Genomic DNA, 17,794 nt, shown 5'->3' with positions numbered 1-17,794 from the left:
CCTCCGCCGAACCTCCGGCGGGCGAGGCGACCTCCCGCGGTGCCAGGCCCTCACGGCCGCCGGAGGAGGAAGGGCGGCGTCGCGTGCGGACGGCGCCGACCGACCGGTTCTGACGGTGCGCCCACCACCTGTGGGGGGCGGTGGGCGCACCGCCGAGCGCAACGAAAGGAACCCAGCGCCGTGCTCCAGTACGCCGACGACGTCCGTACGACGACCCGACAGATCCCGACGCAGACCGCCCGGCCGGTCCCGACGCAGGCCGCCCGGCCGGTCCCGACGCAGACCGTCCGGCCGATCCCGGTCGCCGTCCACGCCCCGGACCCGCTCTCCCGGGCCGGAGTGCTGAGCTACCTCCGGCAGTGCCCGGAGATCTCGCTCGTCGACGACCTCCGGCAGGCCGGCACCGGCGTGGCCCTGCTGGTCGCCGACACCTTCGACGCGGCCGCCCTGACCACCCTCTCCCGGCTGGTCAAGGCCGAACGGGCGCGCGTGGTGCTGGTCCTGGACCGGATCCAGGAGCCCGAACTGCTCGACGTGGTCTCCCTCGGCGTCACCACCATCCTGTGGCGCCGCGAGGTCACCGGCGAACGCCTGCGCCAGGCCGTCCGCACCGCGGACCGCGGCCACGGCGACCTCCCGCCCGACCTGCTCGGCAAGCTGATCGGCTGCATGGGCCGCCGCCGCACCGCCGACGGGACCGGCCACGACCCCGCCGAGCACGGCATGCTCCCCCGCGAGGTCGACGTCCTGCGCCTGGTCGCCGACGGCATGGACACCGGCGAGATCGCGGGCAAGCTCCTCTACTCGGAGCGGACGATCAAGAACATCATCCACACCGTCACCACCCGCTTCCACCTCCGCAACCGCGCCCACGCCGTGGCCTACGCCCTGCGCGAGGGCTACATCTAGGACCCGCGCCCGCCGTGCCGGGGCCGGTGGCCGGGGCCAGAAGGCGAGCTCGAACCCGTCGTGGCTGCGCGCGAAGCCCGGTCGGCCGAGCGCGCAGCCACGCACGCGGGCCCGCTCGGCCCCGGGACGTGCGTCACCCGCGGGCGGCCGCCCCCCGCCGTCGCCGGGGCACGGCTTCGGGAGCCGTCGGCACGGCGACGACCCCGACAACCGGCCCCGGCCGGCCCTCAGCGCGCGGCCAGCACCTCCAGCAGCCTGGTCAGCGACGTCCCCAGCCCCCAGCGCCCGGCCAGCCACTCCAGCGCCGCCGGGTCGCGCGGCCCGCGCGGCAGCTCCGGATCGAACGCGGGCAGCGGCACGTCCCGGGCGACCCGGACCACCGTCGGCGCCACGTCCAGGTACGGGGCCGCCTCCAGCAGGTTCCGGCGCCGGGCCGGGGTCAGCTTCGAGGCCGGGTCGGCCGCCGCGGCCCGGACGCCCGCCAAGTCGCCGTACTCCTGCACCAGTTGGGTCGCGGTCTTCTCCCCGATGCCCTTGACGCCCGGCAGCCCGTCGCTGGCGTCCCCGCGCAGGGCGGCCAGGTCGGCGTACGAGGACCCGGGCACGCCGTACTTCTCCAGCAGCGCCGCGTCGTCCATCACCAGCGCCGACCCGACCCCCTTCGCCGGGTAGAGCACCGTCACCGCACGGGCGTCGTCGACCAGTTGGAAGAGGTCCCGGTCGCCGGTGACGATCTGGACCGGGCCGGTGGCGCGGGTCGCCAGCGTCCCGATCACGTCGTCGGCCTCGTAGCCGGGCACGCCGACCCGGGCGATGCCCAGCGCGTCCAGCACCTGCTCGATCACCGGGACCTGCGGGGCCAGCGTGTCCGGGACCTCCTCCTCGCCGTCCTGCGCGGCCTCGGCGACCCGGTGGGTCTTGTACGTCGGGATCAGGTCGACCCGCCACTGCGGGCGCCAGTCGGCGTCCATGCAGGCGACCAGCTGGTCCGGGCCGTGGTCCTGGACCAGGCGGGAGACGAAGTCGAGCAGGCCGCGCACCGCGTTCACCGGCTCGCCCTGCGGGGAACGCAGCGAGTCCGGGACGCCGAAGTAGGCGCGGAAGTAGAGGCTGGCGGTGTCCAGCAGCATCAGGCGGGGCGCGGTCGGGGCGCTCGGTGCGGTCGGTGCGGTCACCCCCCGATCATGCCGCATCCCGCCGACGGCCCACGCCCGACGGCTGACGCGCGGTCAGTGCGGGTGCGGACCCGCGCGGTGCACCGGGCCGTGGGTGTCGCCGCAGTGCTCGCGGGCCGCGTCCCCGGCCGGGTCCCCGGCCGCCGCGACGGTGCCGTGCGGCGCGATCTGCAGCAGCCCGTCCGCTCCGTCCTCGCCGACGTGGTCCACCTGCAGGGTGGTGTGGGTGATCCGGTACTCCTCGCGCAGGCGCCGCTGGAGCTCGCGCTGCACCGCGTGGCAGTCACCGCCCGGGGTGACCAGCACGTGCGCGGACAGCGCGGGCTGGTTGGAGGTGATCTCCCAGATGTGCAGGTCGTGGACCTCCTCCACCTGGGGCGCCGACACCAGCCGGTCCGCGACCGCGTCCGGGTCGACCCCGGCGGGCGCGGCCTCCAGGAAGATCCGCGCGGAGTCCCGCACCAGCCCCGTTCCGGCCCGCAGCATCAGCGCCACCACCACCAGCGAGGCGATCGCGTCCGCCCGGACGAACCCGGTGAACAGCACCACCGCGCCCGCCACCGCCGTCGCGACGAACGCGTAGAGGTCGGTCAGCACGTGCTGGAAGGCGCCCTCCACGTTCAGCGAGGACCGGTTCGCCCTCGACAGGCACCAGGTCGCCGCGACGTTCACCACCACGCCCACCAGCGCCGTCACCAGCACCAGCGAGCCCTGGACCTCCGGTGGCGAGACCAGCCGGGTCACCGCCTCGTACCCCAGCCACGCCGACAGCACCAGCAGCGTCACCCCGTTCGCCTGCGCGGAGAGGATCTCGGCCCGCTTCAGCCCGTACGTGTAGCCGCCGCGGGCCGGACGCGCCGCCAGCCGCATCGCCACCAGCGCCAGCGCGATCGACGCCGCGTCGGTCAGCATGTGCGCCGCGTCCGAGATCAGGGCCAGCGACTGCGCGGCGAAACCGACCACCACCTCGCCCGCCATGAACACCAGCAGCAGGAGCAGTGCGCTCCACAACCACCTGCGGTCCGCGTCCGCCGCCACCGCGTGGCTGTGTCCGGCGTGCGAACCGGGACGGTCGCCCTGCTCGTGCGCGTGGTCGTGCGCGTGGTCGTGCTGGTGCTCGGCCATCGGGATCCCTCCGCTCTGGTGCCCGCACCGGAAGTGAACCCCAGATCCGAGCAAGATCCAAAGGCGGCAGTGGTGACCGTTGTCGTTCCCCGTTGCGCCATCCGGGTCGGATAGGGTGCGCCCCGCGCCCGCGCGGCTCGCGCGGCGGTCGGACCGGGATCGAACAGGGGAGTGGACGGGGTGGCGGAGGCAGGGACGGACGGGCGGGTGCCGCTGCGGGTGATCGCCCGGGAGTGGGGGCGGATCGGCGTCCTCGGCTTCGGCGGCCCGCCCGCGCACATCCTGCTGCTGCGCAGGCTCTGCGTGGAGCAGCGCGGCTGGATCGCCGCGAGCGAGTTCGAGGACGGCATCGCCGCCACCAACCTGCTGCCCGGTCCCGCCTCCACCCAACTGGCGATCTTCACCGCCTGGCGGCTGCGCGGCACCGCCGGGGCGCTGGTCGGCGGCGCGGCGTTCATCCTGCCCGGGCTGGTGCTGATCCTGCTGCTGGCCGCGCTGTTCCTGGCCGGGAACCCGCCGCACTGGGTGCTGGGCGCCGCCGCGGGCGCGGGCGCCGCGGTCGCCGCCGTCGCCGCGCAGGCCGCCAGCACCCTCGTCCCGCCCAGCCTGCGCCGCTCCGGCCCCGGCCCGGCCCGGGTCCGCTGGGCCGCCTACCTGCTGCTGGGCGCGGCCGCCGCGGTCCTCACCGGCCCGTGGCTGGTCCTCGTCCTGCTCGCCACCGGCACCGCCGAGATCGCCTTCCGCCGCCGCGGCCGCCGCGCCCACCCCGCCCCCGGCCCCGCGTCCGCCGGAACCAGCCCCACGGGGGACACCGCACTGGGCCGACCGGACGCGGACCCGCCCGTCCCGCCCGCCCCGCGCGGGCTGCTGCCGCTGCTGGCCCCCGGCCTCGCCGCGACCGGCGGGCTCGGCGCGCTCGCCTGGGTCGCGTTCAAGGTCGGGGCGCTGTCCTACGGCGGCGGCTTCGTGATCATCCCGCTGATGCAGCAGGACGCCGTCGAGCGCTACCACTGGATGACCGACGGCCAGTTCCTGAACGCCGTCGCGCTCGGCCAGATCACCCCCGGCCCGGTGGTGCAGACCGTCTCGGTGGTCGGCTACGCGGCCGCGGGCGTCCTCGGCGGACTGCTCGCCGCGGCCGTGGCCTTCGCCCCGTCCTTCCTGTTCGTGCTGTTCGGCGCCGCCCACTTCGACCGGCTGCGCGCCAACACCTCCGTGCAGGACTTCCTCACCGGCGCCGGACCGGCCGTCATCGGCGCCATCGCCGGTTCCACCGTCCCGCTGGCCCTCGCCCTCGGCCGACCCTGGCAGTACGCGGTGCTGGCGCTGGCCGCGCTCTGGCTGCTCGTGCTGCGCCGCGGGGTCGTCCCCTGCCTGCTCGGCGCGGCCGGCCTCGGCGTGCTCGCCGCCGCGGCCGGTCTCGCCCTGCCCTGAGCCGACCCAGCCCGGGAGGCCCGGCAGCCCCGGCAGCCCCGGCAGCCCTGGGAGACCCGGGAGGCCCAGGAAGCTCGTGAGCCCCCGGGAGCTCAGGAGCTCAGGAGCTCCGGAAGCTCGGGAGGACGGCCTCCTCCGGCGTCGCCGGGGCGGTGAGCGGGGCCAGCCGGGCCGCGTTGACCAGGGCGCGGGCGACCCGCCGGTCCTCGCCCTGCTCGGGGTGCCACTGCACGCCGACGGTGAAGCCCGCGCCCTCGACCGCCTCGATCGTGCCGTCCTCGGCGTACGCGCTGACGGTCAGGCCCTCGCCGAGGCGGGCGACCGCCTGGTGGTGGAAGGTCGGGACGACCACCGACTCCTCCGGCAGCAGGTCCGCGAGCAGCGTGCCGGGCACCGGGCGGACCGGGTGGCGGCCGTACTCGCCGGGCGCGCCGACGTGGCGCAGCCCCTCCTCCTCGCCGACCGCGTCCGGCAGGTGCTGGACCAGCGAGCCGCCGCACACCACGTTCAGCAGCTGCATGCCGCGGCAGATGCCCAGCAGCGGCGTCCCGGCGGCGAGCGCGGCGCGGATCAGCGCGGCCTCCCACAGGTCGCGCGCGGCCGCGGTGGCCACCGTCCGCGGGTGCGGCCGCTCGCCGTACAGGGCCGGGTCGACGTCCTCGCCGCCCGCGATCACCAGGCCGTCCAGCCGGGCCACCACGGCCGCCGCGTGCTCCGGCGCGTCCGGCGGCAGCATCAGGGCGATCCCGCCGGCCTCGCGCACCAGCTCCGGGTAGCGCGCGGGCAGCAGTACGGAGCGCATCCGGTCCCACCGCCCCCAGGCGGCGTCGTTGAGGTAGGTGCTGATGCCGATCACGGGGCGAGAGGTCATGGCGCGCATTCTGCCGTGCGGCCACTCCCCGCGCCGTACGACCCACCCCCCTCGTGCGCCCCTTCAGGCGCGTGGAGCACACCGTGCGCCCCCGGGGGCGCGCAAGGCCGCCGCCGGGGCGCGCAGACGGGGACGATCGTGTGATTCTCACCGGAATCTCATCGCCGGACCCCGGAATGTGCCCCCTCCCTGATTTCCCGCTTATCCGTCGCCCCCTAGGGTCTCTGTCGTGAGCGAGCAGCAGATTCCGGCCGGGTGGTACCCGGACCCGGTCGACACCGACAGCGACCCCCGCCCCCAGCGCTGGTGGGACGGCAAGGGCTGGACCGCCGAAACCCGCCCGGCCCCCGCCGGACCGGCGGCCCCCGCCGACGCGACCCCCGCCGACGCGACCCCCGCGGACGCGCCGCCCGCCGCCGGGACCGCCGCGCCCGGGACCGCCGCGCCCGGGGTCGAGGAGACGGCCGTCCTCGAGGGCACCGTGCTGGACGCCTCCGGGCAGACCGTCCACTACCCGCCGCTGCCCCCGTACACCGGGCAGTTCGGGGCGAAGCCCGCCCGCAGCAAGCCGTCGAAGCCGGTGCTGGTCGCCGCGTCGGTCGCCGCCGTGCTCGGCCTCCTGGTCGGCTCCGGCGTCACCTACCTGGTGATGGACGGCCGCCACGACAGGACCAGGTCCACTGCCGCCCCCAGCACCGACGGCCGCCACCCCGGCGGCGGCTTCGGCAGCGGCGGCCTCGGCGAGGGCGGCAACGGCGGCAGCGGTGGCAAGGGGGGCAAGGGGGGCAACGACAGCCCCACCGACCCGTTCGGCTTCGGCAGTGGCGGTGGCAGCGGCGGCAGCGGGAAGAGCAGCACCACCGCCGTCGACACCGTCAACGGCATCGCGCTGCCCGTCCCGAACGGCTGGAAGGGCGGCACCACGAACGACGGCTACGCGGGCATCACCACCGGCGACTACACCTGCGCCGACGGCCAGGACAACTGCTCGCTGGGCGGCGTGTTCACCACCCAGCTCCAGGGCACCGACGCCAAGCAGGCCGCGCAGGCCGACATCGTCGACGCCGCCAAGAACGCCTACGGCAAGCTCAACGGCCACAAGGAACTGAAGAACGAGCCCGTCACGGTGGCCGGCCGCTCCGGCTACCTGGTCCGCTGGCAGGTCGACGCCGAGCAGGGCAACCCGGGCTACGTCGAGACGGTGGTCTTCCCGACCGCCGACGGCAAGGCCCTGACCGCCGTCCACTTCGGCTTCGACATCGCCGACAAGGCGCCCGGCCTGAACCAGATGGACACCATCCTGAAGGGCATCACCAAGGCCGACGTCGGCAGCACCGGCGGCGGGGGCGGCACCACCACCTGACCGACCGCCGCCCCCGCACGGCCCGGCACGCCACCCCCCGAACGAGGGGGGACGACGCGCCGGGCCGCGGCCGTCCCCGGCCTCCTCCTCACCTTCCTCCGCGCAGCCGCGTGTTGATCCGCGCCGCCTGCCGGATCAGGTGGTCCCGTTCGGCTGCCGTGCCGGCCTCGTGGGCGGCCCGCGCGTACAGGGCGGCGGCGGTCGGCAGGTCGTCGGCCCGTTCGTGCAGGTACGCGCGGGCGGCGGTGTGCCGGGGGAGCGACTCGTCGAGCGCGGCGAGGGCGGCCAGGCCCGCGCGGGGGCCGTCCGCCTCGCCGACGGCGACGGCCCGGTTGAGGCGGACGACCGGGTTGTCCGTCAGCGCGGCCAGTTCGTCGTACCACTCGACGATCTGCACCCAGTCGGTCTCGGCAGCGGTCGGCGCGTCCGCGTGCAGCGCGGCGATCGCCGCCTGGGCCTGGAACTCGCCGAGCCGGTCGCGGGCCAGCGCCGCCTGAAGGACGGCGACGCCCTCGGTGATGGCGGCGGTGTCCCAGCGGGTGCGGTCCTGTTCGGCCAGCGGCACCAGGCTGCCGTCCGGCGCGGTCCGCCCGGCCCGGCGGGCGTGGTGCAGCAGCATCAGCGCCAGCAGGCCGGACACCTCGGGGTGGTCGATCCGGGCCGCGAGCTGCCGGGTCAGCCGGATCGCCTCGGCCGCCAGGTCGACGTCCCCGGAGTAGCCCTCGTTGAAGACCAGGTACAGCACCCGCAGCACCGTCGCCACGTCCCCGGGCCGGTCCAGCCGCACGCCCGAGACGGTCCGCTTGGCCCGCGAGATCCGCTGCGCCATGGTCGCCTCCGGCACCAGGTACGCCGCGGCGATCTGCCGGGTGGTGAGCCCGCCGACCGCGCGCAGCGTCAGCGCCACCGCCGAGGACGGCGTCAACGACGGGTGCGCGCACAGGAAGTACAGCTGCAGCGAGTCGTCGGTGTCCGGCACCGGACCGGGCCCGGGCTCCTCCTCCACCGCGTCCTCGCGGCGGCGGCGCGCGGTGTCGGCCCGGGCCGCGTCCAGGAAGCGCCGCCACGCGACGGTCACCAGCCAGCCCTTCGGGTCCCGCGGGGGCTCGTCCGGCCACCGCCGGACGGCCTCCAGCAGGGCCTCCTGGACGGCGTCCTCGGCCGCCGCGAAGTCGGCCCCGCGCCGGACCAGGACCGCCAGGACCTCCGGGGTGAGGACGCGCAGCAGCCCCTCGTCCACGGCCGACGACGCCACCGCGCTCACTCCGTGACGGTCGGCGGCTCGGACATGAACGGGCGCAGCTCCAGCCACTCGTGGATCGGCCGGCCGCCCGCCCCGGGCGCCGCCGACAGCTCGGCGGCCAGCTCCAGCGCCCGCTGGTGGCTGTCCACGTCGATCACCATCCAGCCCGCGATCAGGTCCTTGGTCTCGGCGAACGGCCCGTCGGTGACCGGCGGCTTCCCCTCCCCGCCGTACTGCACCCACGTCCCCTCGGGCGCGAGCGCCTGCGCGTCCACGAACTCGCCGGTCCGTTCCAGCTTGGCCGCGAAGTCGCGCATGTACTGGATGTGCGCGGTGACCTCCTCGGGCGTCCACCGGTCCATCGGGACGAAGCCCTCGGGCTCCGGCGCGCCGCGGTAGTGCTTGAGCATCAGGTACTTGGCCATGGTCTCGCTCCTCGGTACTGGTGCGGCCCATTGTGGCCGCCTTCACCCCTGGGACGGAGCCGCTCACGGGTTCTCGACACGGACGCGGGAAAATCCTCCGGAGTTTTTTCCGGCGGGCCCGGGGCCCGCCCCTCGAGGGGTCGCGCCCGGCCCGCTCCTCGTCCGGCCGTCCCGGTGGTAGTGGAAGGTCGGCGGCACCGGCTTGCCGTTCTCCTCCTCGTACTCCACCGAGAAGACCTCCGCGCCACCCGCCCGGGCAGCCCCCGGGACGCCGCGCGGCGGCCGGGCGGCCGGGCCTCACAGGAAGGTGCGGCCCTCGCCCCGGTAGGTGGGCACGGTCCCGGTGACGGCGTCGCCCTCGACCAGGTGCAACTGCTCGAAGCGCTCGCACAGTTCGCCCGCCTTCGCGTGCCGGAACCACACCCGGTCGCCGATCAGCAGGTCGTCCGCGGCCGACCCGAGCAGCGGCGTCTGCACCTCGCCCGCGCCCTCCTGCGGGTCGTACCGCAGCCCGGACGGCAGGTACGGGACGGGGGAGCGGTCCGCCCCCGCCGGGCCGGAGGCGGGGTACCCGCCGCCCAGCACCGTCACCACGCCCACACCGGGACGCCGTACCACCGGCTGGGCGAACAGCGCCGCCGGACGGCCCCGGAAGGCACGGTAGTTGTCGAACAGCCGCGGCACGAACAGCCCCGAACCGGCCGCCACCTCCGTCACCGCGCGCTCCGCGACCGTCGACTCCACGCTGCCCGTGCCGCCGCCGTTCACGAACTCCAACTCGGCGACCTCGCGCACCCGCCGCACCACCTCGGCCCGCCGCGCCGCCAGCTCGCTGCGCGCCTTCGCCTGCATCAGCCGCACCGCCGCCGACCGCAGCGGGCGCCCCGGCACCGCGTCCCCGACACCCGCCACGTGGCCCTCGTACGCCATCAGCCCGACCACCTCGAAGCCCCGGCGGCGGTTCACCGACTCCGCGAACCGGCCCAGCTGTTCGGGCGTCCGCAGCGGCGAGCGCCGCGCGCCCACCCGCACCCGGCCGCCCAGCAACTGCAGCGAGGTGTCCAGCTCCAGGCAGACCCGCACCGTCGCCGGACCCCGCCGGGCCGCGTCGATCAGGTCGAGCTGCGCCACGTCGTCCACCACCACGCTGACCTGCCGCGCCAGCTCCGGGTCCGCGGTCAGCCGCCCGTACGCGGCCCGGTCCGCCGAGGGGTACGCCAGCAGGACGTCCGTGAAACCGGACTCCACCAGCCACAGCGACTCCGCCAGCGTGAAGCTCATCACCCCCGCGAAGCCGTCCACCTTCAGCACCCGCTCCAGCAGGGCCCGGCACCGCACCGACTTCGACGCCACCCGCACCGGCTTCCCGCCCGCCCGCCGCACCAGGTCCGCCGCGTTCGCGTCGAACGCCGCCAGGTCCACGACGGCCAACGGCGCGTCCAGGTGCGCCGTCGCCCGGTCGTACCGGGCCCGGTCGGAGACGCTTCCGCTGGTCGCAGTGGTTTCAACGAGTGCCATGGGCGCAGACTGCCACATCCCCCTACTGGACGGTAGATCCACCGGCCCCCCAATCCACCCACCACCCCCACCCGCCCCGGGCCGCCCCGCCCGCCCCCGCAGGCGTGCCACCCGGCCGCCCCTCCGCCCTACTCCTCCCGCCCCGCCACCGCGTGCAGGACGCGGAAGCGCCCCGGCTCCGCCGGGTCCCGGTCGGCGACCTGCACCGGCGGCCGGGCCCACTGCCACACCCCGCTGCCCGGCACCCGGGAGAACCGCACCGTCCCGCGCGTCCCCGCCACCTCGACGCCCGCCCAGTCCAAGGCGCGCCCGCTCCCGTCCCCGGCCGCCCGCAGGGCCGCGGCCAGGGCGGCCATCGCGTCCCAGCCCTCGAAGGCCACGAACGACGGCTCCGCGCCCAGCAGTTCGCGCAGGGCGGCGTCCACCCGGGCGCCGTGCGGGGTGAACCGTTCGGGCAGGTAGCGCAGGAACGGCACCGCGGCACCGTCCGCCCCCAACTGCTCGACCCAGTCCGGCAGTTCGGGCTGCCCGGCGGGTGCCCCGAGCAGGACGCCACCGAGCCGGGGGTCGCGCCGGACCGCCCGGACCAGCGGCACCGCGGGCTCCGGGTGCCCGACCAGCAGCAACAGGACACCGGCCCCGCTCGCGGCCAGCGCGTCGCACAGCGCCCCGGGGGAGCGGTCGCGCGCGTCGAGGCCGACCACCTCCCCGCCGTGCACCGCGAGGTGCTCGCGCAGGACCTCCGTCCCGGCCGCCCAGTACGCGCCGGGGTCGGCGGCGACCGCGATCCGGCGGTGGCCCGCACCGAGCAGGAACTCGGCGTAGACCCGCCAGCCGTACGACTGCGCCGGGGCGATCCGCGCCACCCGGCGGGCGGGCGCGTCGACCAGGCCGTCCAGCACCGCCGACGCGCAGACGTACGGGACGCCGAGCTCCTCGGCCCGGGTCGCCACCGCCCGGGCCACCACGCTGTGGTACTCGCCCGCCAGCGCGGACACCCCCAGCCCGGCGAGTTCCTCGACCGCCGCCACCGCCCGCACCGGGTCCGCCGCGGTGTCCCGCACCAGCAGCTCCACCGGCCGCCCGCCGATCCCGCCCGCCGCGTTGACGTCCGCGACCCCGAGCTCCAGCCCGGCCAGCAACTGCCGCCCCGCCGCCACCCATCCGGGCCGACCCAACGGCACCAGCGCCCCGACCCGCACGCTCGACCCCGACATCCCGTCAACTCCCGCCACCCGCCCGGCCACCTCGCCCCACCGTACCCGCCGCCCTCGTCGTGCCCGCCGCCCCCACCGCTCCCGCCGCCCAGCGCGCCGCCGATTCCACCGCCGCCACGCCCTGCGCCATCTCCCGCCAGCCGTCGGAGAGCACCGCCACCAACGTCCCGTCCGCCAGCGCGCCGAAGCTGCCGACCACCCACAGCCCGGTCGCGCTGCGCGGCAGCCACCCGTTCTTCAGCGCGGTCGCCCCGGCCGCCGACACACCCCAGGTCTGCTCCGGCACCACCCGCCCCATCAGACCGGCCAACCACCGCCGCCCGGGCAGCGCCCCGTCCGCGGCGAAGACCTGCCGCAGCAGCCGGACCCGGTCGCCGACGCCGGTGGTGGTCAGCCCCCAGTAGCCGTCCCGCCCGGCGGTGGTCTCCACCAGACCGAGCGCCCGGTACGCCGCGTCCAACCCGGGGGCGCCGCCGACCCGCCGGTACAGTTCGCTCGCCGCCGAATTGTCGCTGCGGACGATCGCCGACTCCGCCGACTCCCGCTCCCCGGCCGTCAGCCCGCCCTCACCGCCGCGGTGCAGCAGCAGCGCCGCCACCAGGTCGACCTTCACCACGCTGGCCGTCACGAACAGCCCGCCGCCGCGCACCGCCGCCGCGCACCGCCGCCGCACCCGTCCCGGGCCGGACGGCCGCCACCGCCAGGCGTCCGCCCGCGCGTCCACGCCGCTCCACCACCGAACCTCCTCCACCGCCGCACCGACCGACTCCGCCGACCGTCCCCGGGGTAAACGTGGCATACGCTCACGGGGTGGAGCGCAAGAACATCCCCGACCCCGGTTTCGCCGAGGACGACGGCACCGCCGACCCCGCCCTCGTCGCGGCCCTCACCGCCTGGCAGCAGGACCCGGCCACCGAGCCCGACCTGCTGGCCGCCCTCACGCCCAGCCGGCTGATGGTGCCGATCGTGGCGCTGCTGGGGGAGGTCGAGGTGGGCGCCGACGGGCACAGGCACGAGAAGACCAGCGACATGGCCGTCCCCGTGGTGGAGGCCCCGGACGGGCGCCGCGCCCTGCCCGCGTTCACCTCGCTGGCGTCCATGGCGGCCTGGCGCGCGGACGCCCGCCCGGCGCCGGTGGTCGCCCCGCAGGCCGCGATGGTGGCCTTCTCGGAGCGCGCCGACACCCTGCTCGTCGACCCGGCCGGCCCGGTCACCTACCAGCTGTCCGGCGCCCGGCTGCGCGCCGTCGCGGAGAACCGCCGCTACCTCCCGCCGCACCGCGACCCCGAGGTGCAGCAGGCCCTGCGCACCCTGCTCGCCGCCGAACCCGCCGTCGCGGCCGCCCACCTCGTCCCGGCCCCGGACGCCGACGCCACCCTGGCCCTCGTCCTGGCCGACCCGGCCACCGACCCCGCCACCCTCCAACCCCTCGCCACCCGCCTCGGCCGGGCCCTCGCCGCCGACCAGGCCCTCCGCCTCCGCCTCGACCGCGGCCTCCAGCTCGCCTTCCTGCCCCGCCACCCCGAACAGCAGCCCTTCTACACCCGCCCCTGACCACCCGCCCCGCTGGACGCCGACCCTCCCCGCCCACCGGCAGGTCGACCACCACGGAGCCGCCCGCCCCGGGCCGTACCCGCGCGATGGATGCCGCCCGCCCCGGCCGCCGCCGTTCTCGGGACCGCGGCCCCTGTCCCGACGGGTCGTCACACCCGTTACCGTGAGCCGGATGACGACCGTACTGGTGAACGGCCTGCCCGGGGCGGGCAAGAGCACCCTCGCGCACGCCCTGGCCGTCGAGCTCGGTCTCCCGCTGTTCAGCAAGGACGCGGTCAAGGAGACCCTGGCCGACCAGCTCGCCGCCCTCCGCCCCGCCGACCGCTGGGAGTGGAGCCGGGCGCTGGGGGCCGCCGCGGGCGAGACGCTGTGGACGCTGCTGCGCGACGCCCGCGGCGCGGCCGTGCTGGAGGCGCCCTGGCTCGGGGAGCCGATGCGGACGGTCGTCCGGGCCGGGCTGGACGCCGCCGGGGTCGACCGGCCGCAGGAGGTGTGGTGCGACGTCCCGCCCGCGCTCGCCCGCCGCCGCTTCGAGCAGCGCCTCGCCCGCCGCCACCCCGTCCACCCCGAGCGCCCCGGTGAGCCGGACGGCCGCTGGAAGGTCTGGGCCCGCGAGGCGGGACCGCTCGCCCTGGGCCCCGTCCACCGGGTCGACACCAGCGGTCCGGTGGATGTCCCGGCCCTGGCCGCGGCCCTGCGCCGGGCGGGCGCCGCGAACCCCGGTGACGTGCCCGCACCTGAAAGGTAAGCTTCACTGAGCCTTAGCAACCATTACCGCTCCTGGAGTGCGCCCATGCTCGACGACGCCACCCTCCCCGAACTCGTCCGGGCCTGGACCAGCGGCTGGGCCGTCTCCCGCGGCGCCGCCGACCCCGCCCCCGAGCCCTGGGGCTGGAGCATCGACGTCGGCCAGCCCCGCCACGTGTGGCGCCACGTGCTGCCCGAGCCCGCCGAGGCGGAGGTCCGCAAGATCGCCGACGGCACCACCGTCCCCTGGACGTGGCTCAAGCTGTTCGCCGAGGACGAGCGCGTCCTGCCCTGGGTCGGCCCCGGCTGGCACCAGGACGTCCCCGGGTACCTGATGACCCTCCCGCTCCGCCCCGGCGCCGGCCGCCCCGCCGTCCCGTCCGGCTACCGGATCACCACCTGGAGCCGCGGCGGCACCGTCCGGGCCCTGGTCCGCACCACCGGCGGCGAGTTCGCCGCCCGCGGCCAGCTCGGCCTGGCGCCCGCCACCCCGCTCGGCGGCCGCACCGACGCCCCGCTGATCGCCGTCCCCGACCAGATCGAGACCGCCCCCGAGCACCGCCGCCGCGGCCTCGGCGCCGCCCTGATGCGCACCCTGCAGCACGAGGCGCACGAGGCGGGCGCACGCACCGCCCTGCTGGTCGGCACCACCGAGGGCCGCGCCCTCTACACCAGCCTCGGCTGGACGCTGCGCTCCCCGATGGCCAGCTTCTGGTACGACCCGTCCACGCCCACCGCCCGTCCGTCCGGCGGTTCCTGACGACCGGGCCGATCACGCCCCGGCGCCCGGACGCGTCGGAGCCCGGACGCGCCGACGCCCGGACGCGCCGACGCCCGCCGGGAGGGCGCACTCCGGGCGGGCGTCGAACGGGCGAACGGGCGGGCGGACCGGCGGGCAGGCGGACGGGTGCCGGGCGCCGGGACGTGATCGGCGGTGATCAGGCGGCGATCAGCAGGTTCCGGCGCGGGGCGATCACCCGGCCGTCCGGCAGCAGCTCACCGGTGTCGTCGAACAGCAGCACGCCGTTGCACAGCAGGCTCCAGCCCTGTTCGGGGTGGCGCGCGACCGGGACGGCCGCTTCGCGGTCAGCCGATTCGGCGGACGGACACTCGGTTCGGTGCTGGCACATCCTCGTACCTCGCTTCGCTGAAATTTCGCACCGGATCAGGTGTGAACCGGCGTCAGCCGGGTAGGACGATTGGTCCTCCACCCGACCGTCACCAGTGTCCGACTCCGCGGGCGCTCGCGCAGCCATTTGGTGACATGCGCCACAGAAGAGCGCGCGAGATCACCCGACCGGGCGGGAGACGATCCGATCCGCGCACGGACGGGCCATGCCGATCCGATCCGATCGGATCAGTGCGACATGGCCCGTTCGGGCGGTGCGTCAGCCGCTCGGCCCCTCGGCCGCCCAGCTGCTCGGTCGTTCGGCCTGCTCAGCCGATCAACGCGGTCGACTGGCCGACTGCGGTGGCGGCTGCGGTGGCGACGGCGGTGACGACGGCGGCGGACCGGGCCGGGGCCGCGGGGGAGCGCTCCAGCCGGGCCAGCAGTTCGGCGGCGGGCAGCACCTGGTGGGCCGCCACCCCGAGCGGGGCGGGGGCCAGCGGGACGAGCAGGTCCTCCCCGGGCTGGGCGCCGTGCAGCCACAGCGCCGAGGCGTAGTGCTCGGGCAGCGAGAGCAGCCGGGGCTCGTACCGCCCGGGCGTGCCGTGGGTCAGCTGCCAGGCCTGGCGCAGCGCACGCACGGTGGAGTCCAGGAACGGGCCCGCGGTCAGGTGGGAGAAGGCCGGCCCGGCCGGTCCGTCGACCACCTCGGCGGCGGCCACCACCCCGTCCAGCCCGTCCTCGGTGAACTCGCCGACGGTCAGCGGCGCGTGCTCCCGCCCCTGCTCCCCCCGCGGCTCGGCCGCGCCCGGCGCGTCCGGCGCCGGTGCGCCGGGTCGGCCCGCTCCGGCCGCGCAGTCGCCGTGCCCGCAGGGGGCGGGGGCGGCGGGCGCGGCCTCCTCGGGGGCGGTCTCGCTCAGCAGGAAGCGCCAGCCCGTGCAGTCGGCGCCGGCCAGCCGGGGCGCGGGACCGTGCAGGGCGTGGACGGGCAGGGCGAGCAGCGGCCGGGGGCGGTCGACGCTATGGCGCAGGACGCTGGCCGAGGGCGGCGAGAGCTCCGCCTCGGGGGCGAGGGCGCGGAGGACGGCGCGCAGTGCGCCGGCCGGGGGCTGGGACAGGTGCAGGGTCATGGCTGGGTCGCCTCTCCGTGCGAGATCGGCGTGCCGTGCGGCATACCGGCATGGCGCCGACGCGAGGTGAGGTCTGGCCGTGTCCGGTTGTGCATGGCGCCGAGTGTGGTGGGCGGGTCGTCGACGAGGGCCCCTCGGCATCGTGGGTGTCTCGGACGGCCCTGACCGGGCCTGAGCTGCGTGCGAATTCCATTCGAACAGGTGCGCAGGGTGACCTTCATATCACGTTCCGTTGCGCCGCACAAGTTGAGGACTTGCTGACTCATCGTCAGGAACCCTGTCTCGTACGGCCGTTCCGCCCCCGGGCTATCGATCTTCGAGCGGGGCATGATGCTGGGGCACTGTCGACCGAGGGGAGGGAAGGCACCCGTGGGCGAGAAGGTCGTGGCGACGCGGGCGGAGCTGGCCGACCGGCAGCTGTACCGCCGCAAGCTCCAGTCCTGTCTGGACGTGCTGGAGCGGATGCTCAGGGAGGAGCGGTTCGACCGCCCCAGGGCGATGATGGGCCTGGAGATCGAACTGAACCTGGCCGACGAGCAGGGCCTGCCGGTGCTCGGCAACGAACAGGTGCTGGACGCGATCTCCTCCGCCGACTTCCAGACCGAGCTCGGCCGGTTCAACATCGAGGTCAACATCGCCCCGCGCCGCCTGGGCGGACACGTCTTCGAGGACCTCCGGGAGGAGCTCGACACCGGCCTGCGCTACGCCGACCGGCGGGCCGCCGCCGCGGGCGCCCGGATCGTGATGGTCGGCATCCTGCCCACCCTCGACCTCCAGCACGCCGGGCTGGACGCGATGAGCCGCAACGACCGCTACAGCCTGCTCAGCGACCAGATCCTGGCCGCCCGCGGCGAGGACATCGCCCTCGACATCGACGGGGTGGAGCGCCTCGCCGTCGACTCGGTCTCCATGGTCGCCGAGGCCGCCGCCACCTCCCTGCAACTGCACCTGCAGGTCACCCCGGCCCGCTTCGCCTCGGTGTGGAACGCGGCCCAGGCGATCTGCGGCGTGCAGCTCGCGCTGGGCGCCAACTCCCCGTTCCTGTTCGGCCGCGAGCTGTGGCGCGAGACCCGCCCGGTGCTGTTCCAGCAGGCCTGCGACACCCGTTCGGCCGAGCTCAAGGCGCAGGGCGTGCGCCCCATCACCTGGTTCGGGGAGCGCTGGGTCGACTCCGCGCTCGACCTGTTCGCCGAGAACCTGCGCTACTTCCCGGCGCTGCTGCCGATCTGCGACGACGAGGACCCGGTCAAGGTGCTGTCCTCCGGCGGCGTCCCCCGGCTCGGCGAGATGCGCCTGCACAACGGCACCATCTACCGCTGGAACCGCCCCGTGTACGACGTCGCCGACGGCGTCGCCCACCTGCGGGTGGAGAACCGCTGCCTGCCCGCGGGCCCGACCGTGGTCGACACCCTCGCCAACGCCGCCTTCTACTACGGCCTGGTCCGCGTCCTCGCCGAACAGTCCCGACCGGTCTGGACCAGGCTCCCCTTCGAACTGGCCGACCGGAACTTCCAGAACGGCGCCCGCCACGGCATCGACGCCGTCCAGTGGTGGCCCCGCAGCGGCCGCGGCGCCCGCGGCCAGGTCGAACTCCCGGCCACCGACCTGGTCCTGAACGAACTCCTCCCGCTGGCCCACCAGGGCCTGGACGAATGGGGCATCGAAGCCCGCGACCGCGACCGCTACCTCGGCATCATCGAACAGCGCTGCCTCCGCCGCACCAACGGCGCCGCCTGGCAGGCCGCCACCGTCCACCGCCTGCGCGAGCACCACAACCTCGGCCCGAACGAGGCGATCGCCGCCATGACCCGCCGCTACATCGAGTGCATGCGCACCGGCGAACCCGTCCACACCTGGCCGCTCGACTGACCGCCCTGCTCCCGCCCCCGCCCCGCCCCGACCGCCGGGCGGGTACCGGCCACGGCGCTTCACGGGAGGCTCATCTTCCTGTGAAAGGATGATCGGCCCGGGGCAG

General features: G+C 76.1%; 17 protein-coding genes. 7 read left to right on the top strand and 10 right to left on the bottom strand.

The window, feature by feature from the left end:
* Positions 1–222 precede the first annotated feature (222 nt).
* Complete coding sequence (locus QSK52_RS21030) at positions 223–909, top strand: helix-turn-helix transcriptional regulator (protein ID WP_435053311.1); 687 nt, start codon at positions 223–225, stop codon at positions 907–909.
* Between the two features lie 227 nt (positions 910–1,136).
* Here QSK52_RS21030 and QSK52_RS21025 read toward each other — a convergent pair whose 3' ends face one another.
* Both QSK52_RS21025 and QSK52_RS21020 read right to left on the bottom strand, forming a co-directional pair.
* Positions 1,137–2,039, bottom strand: coding sequence for a 5'-3' exonuclease (locus QSK52_RS21025; protein WP_285737755.1), 903 nt, complete (start codon positions 2,037–2,039; stop codon positions 1,137–1,139).
* A 99-nt stretch (positions 2,040–2,138) separates the two neighbouring features.
* Entirely contained in the window at positions 2,139–3,209 is a 1,071-nt protein-coding gene (locus QSK52_RS21020; RefSeq protein ID WP_285737654.1) for a cation diffusion facilitator family transporter, read from the bottom strand.
* A gap of 180 nt (positions 3,210–3,389) precedes the next feature.
* On the opposite strand from QSK52_RS21020, the gene chrA reads away from it, so the two are divergent.
* Complete coding sequence (gene chrA / locus QSK52_RS21015) at positions 3,390–4,643, top strand: chromate efflux transporter (protein WP_285737653.1); 1,254 nt, start codon at positions 3,390–3,392, stop codon at positions 4,641–4,643.
* A 100-nt stretch (positions 4,644–4,743) separates the two neighbouring features.
* Here the strand turns inward: chrA and QSK52_RS21010 are convergent, their stop codons facing one another.
* Entirely contained in the window at positions 4,744–5,514 is a 771-nt protein-coding gene (locus tag QSK52_RS21010; protein ID WP_285737652.1) for a gamma-glutamyl-gamma-aminobutyrate hydrolase family protein, read from the bottom strand.
* 229 nt (positions 5,515–5,743) lie between these two features.
* On the opposite strand from QSK52_RS21010, the gene QSK52_RS21005 reads away from it, so the two are divergent.
* On the top strand, positions 5,744–6,877 hold the full coding sequence (locus QSK52_RS21005; RefSeq protein WP_285737651.1) for a DUF2510 domain-containing protein: 1,134 nt from the start codon (positions 5,744–5,746) through the stop codon (positions 6,875–6,877).
* Positions 6,878–6,965: 88 nt separating this feature from the next.
* On the opposite strand, the gene QSK52_RS21000 is transcribed toward QSK52_RS21005, so the two are convergent.
* From QSK52_RS21000 to QSK52_RS20980, 5 genes are all read right to left on the bottom strand, one after another.
* Positions 6,966–8,117 carry an RNA polymerase sigma factor gene (locus QSK52_RS21000; RefSeq protein WP_285737754.1) on the bottom strand — a complete coding sequence of 384 codons (1,152 nt, stop codon included), beginning with the start codon at positions 8,115–8,117 and terminating at the stop codon, positions 6,966–6,968.
* A gap of 20 nt (positions 8,118–8,137) precedes the next feature.
* Positions 8,138–8,545, bottom strand: a complete 408-nt coding sequence (locus tag QSK52_RS20995) for a YciI family protein (RefSeq protein WP_285737650.1) — start codon at positions 8,543–8,545, stop codon at positions 8,138–8,140.
* Between the two features lie 297 nt (positions 8,546–8,842).
* Positions 8,843–10,063: an alanine racemase gene (locus tag QSK52_RS20990; RefSeq protein WP_285737649.1), complete on the bottom strand. Its 1,221-nt coding sequence runs from the start codon at positions 10,061–10,063 to the stop codon at positions 8,843–8,845.
* Positions 10,064–10,191: 128 nt separating this feature from the next.
* Positions 10,192–11,280 carry an ABC transporter substrate-binding protein gene (locus tag QSK52_RS20985; protein ID WP_285737648.1) on the bottom strand — a complete coding sequence of 363 codons (1,089 nt, stop codon included), beginning with the start codon at positions 11,278–11,280 and terminating at the stop codon, positions 10,192–10,194.
* A gap of 4 nt (positions 11,281–11,284) precedes the next feature.
* A complete protein-coding gene (locus QSK52_RS20980; protein WP_285737647.1) occupies positions 11,285–12,031 on the bottom strand; it encodes a serine hydrolase in 747 nt (248 codons plus the stop codon).
* 59 nt (positions 12,032–12,090) lie between these two features.
* On the opposite strand from QSK52_RS20980, the gene QSK52_RS20975 reads away from it, so the two are divergent.
* The 3 genes from QSK52_RS20975 to QSK52_RS20965 all read left to right on the top strand — a co-directional run bounded on the left by QSK52_RS20975 (position 12,091) and on the right by QSK52_RS20965 (position 14,341).
* Positions 12,091–12,834: an SseB family protein gene (locus QSK52_RS20975; RefSeq protein ID WP_285737646.1), complete on the top strand. Its 744-nt coding sequence runs from the start codon at positions 12,091–12,093 to the stop codon at positions 12,832–12,834.
* Between the two features lie 172 nt (positions 12,835–13,006).
* Positions 13,007–13,582 (top strand): AAA family ATPase, encoded by a 576-nt coding sequence (locus QSK52_RS20970; RefSeq protein WP_285737645.1) that lies wholly within the window; start codon positions 13,007–13,009, stop codon positions 13,580–13,582.
* Between the two features lie 45 nt (positions 13,583–13,627).
* Positions 13,628–14,341, top strand: coding sequence for a GNAT family N-acetyltransferase (locus QSK52_RS20965; RefSeq protein ID WP_285737644.1), 714 nt, complete (start codon positions 13,628–13,630; stop codon positions 14,339–14,341).
* Positions 14,342–14,519: 178 nt separating this feature from the next.
* Here QSK52_RS20965 and QSK52_RS20960 read toward each other — a convergent pair whose 3' ends face one another.
* Positions 14,520–14,711, bottom strand: a complete 192-nt coding sequence (locus tag QSK52_RS20960) for a DUF5999 family protein (RefSeq protein ID WP_285737643.1) — start codon at positions 14,709–14,711, stop codon at positions 14,520–14,522.
* Between the two features lie 307 nt (positions 14,712–15,018).
* A complete protein-coding gene (locus QSK52_RS20955) occupies positions 15,019–15,819 on the bottom strand; it encodes a hypothetical protein (RefSeq protein WP_285737642.1) in 801 nt (266 codons plus the stop codon).
* 369 nt (positions 15,820–16,188) lie between these two features.
* Between QSK52_RS20955 and QSK52_RS20950 the strand changes: the two genes are divergently transcribed.
* Positions 16,189–17,688 carry a glutamate--cysteine ligase gene (locus QSK52_RS20950; RefSeq protein WP_285737641.1) on the top strand — a complete coding sequence of 500 codons (1,500 nt, stop codon included), beginning with the start codon at positions 16,189–16,191 and terminating at the stop codon, positions 17,686–17,688.
* The last annotated feature ends 106 nt before the right edge of the window (positions 17,689–17,794 follow it).

Origin of the sequence: Kitasatospora phosalacinea (assembly GCF_030268885.1) — a bacterium.
Taxonomy (GTDB): Bacteria; Actinomycetota; Actinomycetes; order Streptomycetales; family Streptomycetaceae; genus Kitasatospora; species Kitasatospora phosalacinea_C.
The sequence above is the reverse complement of the archived record's forward strand: the minus strand, read 5'-3'. Positions and strand labels throughout refer to the sequence as shown.

Bases quoted from the DNA above. Each gene is read 5' to 3' on its own strand.
- QSK52_RS21010 (WP_285737652.1), bottom strand. From the start codon at position 5,514: ATGACCTCTCGCCCCGTGATCGGCATCAGCACCTACCTCAACGACGCC.
- QSK52_RS20960 (WP_285737643.1), bottom strand. From the start codon at position 14,711: ATGTGCCAGCACCGAACCGAGTGTCCGTCCGCCGAATCGGCTGACCGC.
- QSK52_RS20965 (WP_285737644.1), top strand. From the start codon at position 13,628: ATGCTCGACGACGCCACCCTCCCCGAACTCGTCCGGGCCTGGACCAGC.
- QSK52_RS20970 (WP_285737645.1), top strand. From the start codon at position 13,007: ATGACGACCGTACTGGTGAACGGCCTGCCCGGGGCGGGCAAGAGCACC.
- QSK52_RS20990 (WP_285737649.1), bottom strand. From the start codon at position 10,063: ATGGCACTCGTTGAAACCACTGCGACCAGCGGAAGCGTCTCCGACCGG.
- QSK52_RS20985 (WP_285737648.1), bottom strand. From the start codon at position 11,280: ATGTCGGGGTCGAGCGTGCGGGTCGGGGCGCTGGTGCCGTTGGGTCGG.
- QSK52_RS20995 (WP_285737650.1), bottom strand. From the start codon at position 8,545: ATGGCCAAGTACCTGATGCTCAAGCACTACCGCGGCGCGCCGGAGCCC.
- QSK52_RS21020 (WP_285737654.1), bottom strand. From the start codon at position 3,209: ATGGCCGAGCACCAGCACGACCACGCGCACGACCACGCGCACGAGCAG.
- QSK52_RS20955 (WP_285737642.1), bottom strand. From the start codon at position 15,819: ATGACCCTGCACCTGTCCCAGCCCCCGGCCGGCGCACTGCGCGCCGTC.
- QSK52_RS21025 (WP_285737755.1), bottom strand. From the start codon at position 2,039: ATGCTGCTGGACACCGCCAGCCTCTACTTCCGCGCCTACTTCGGCGTC.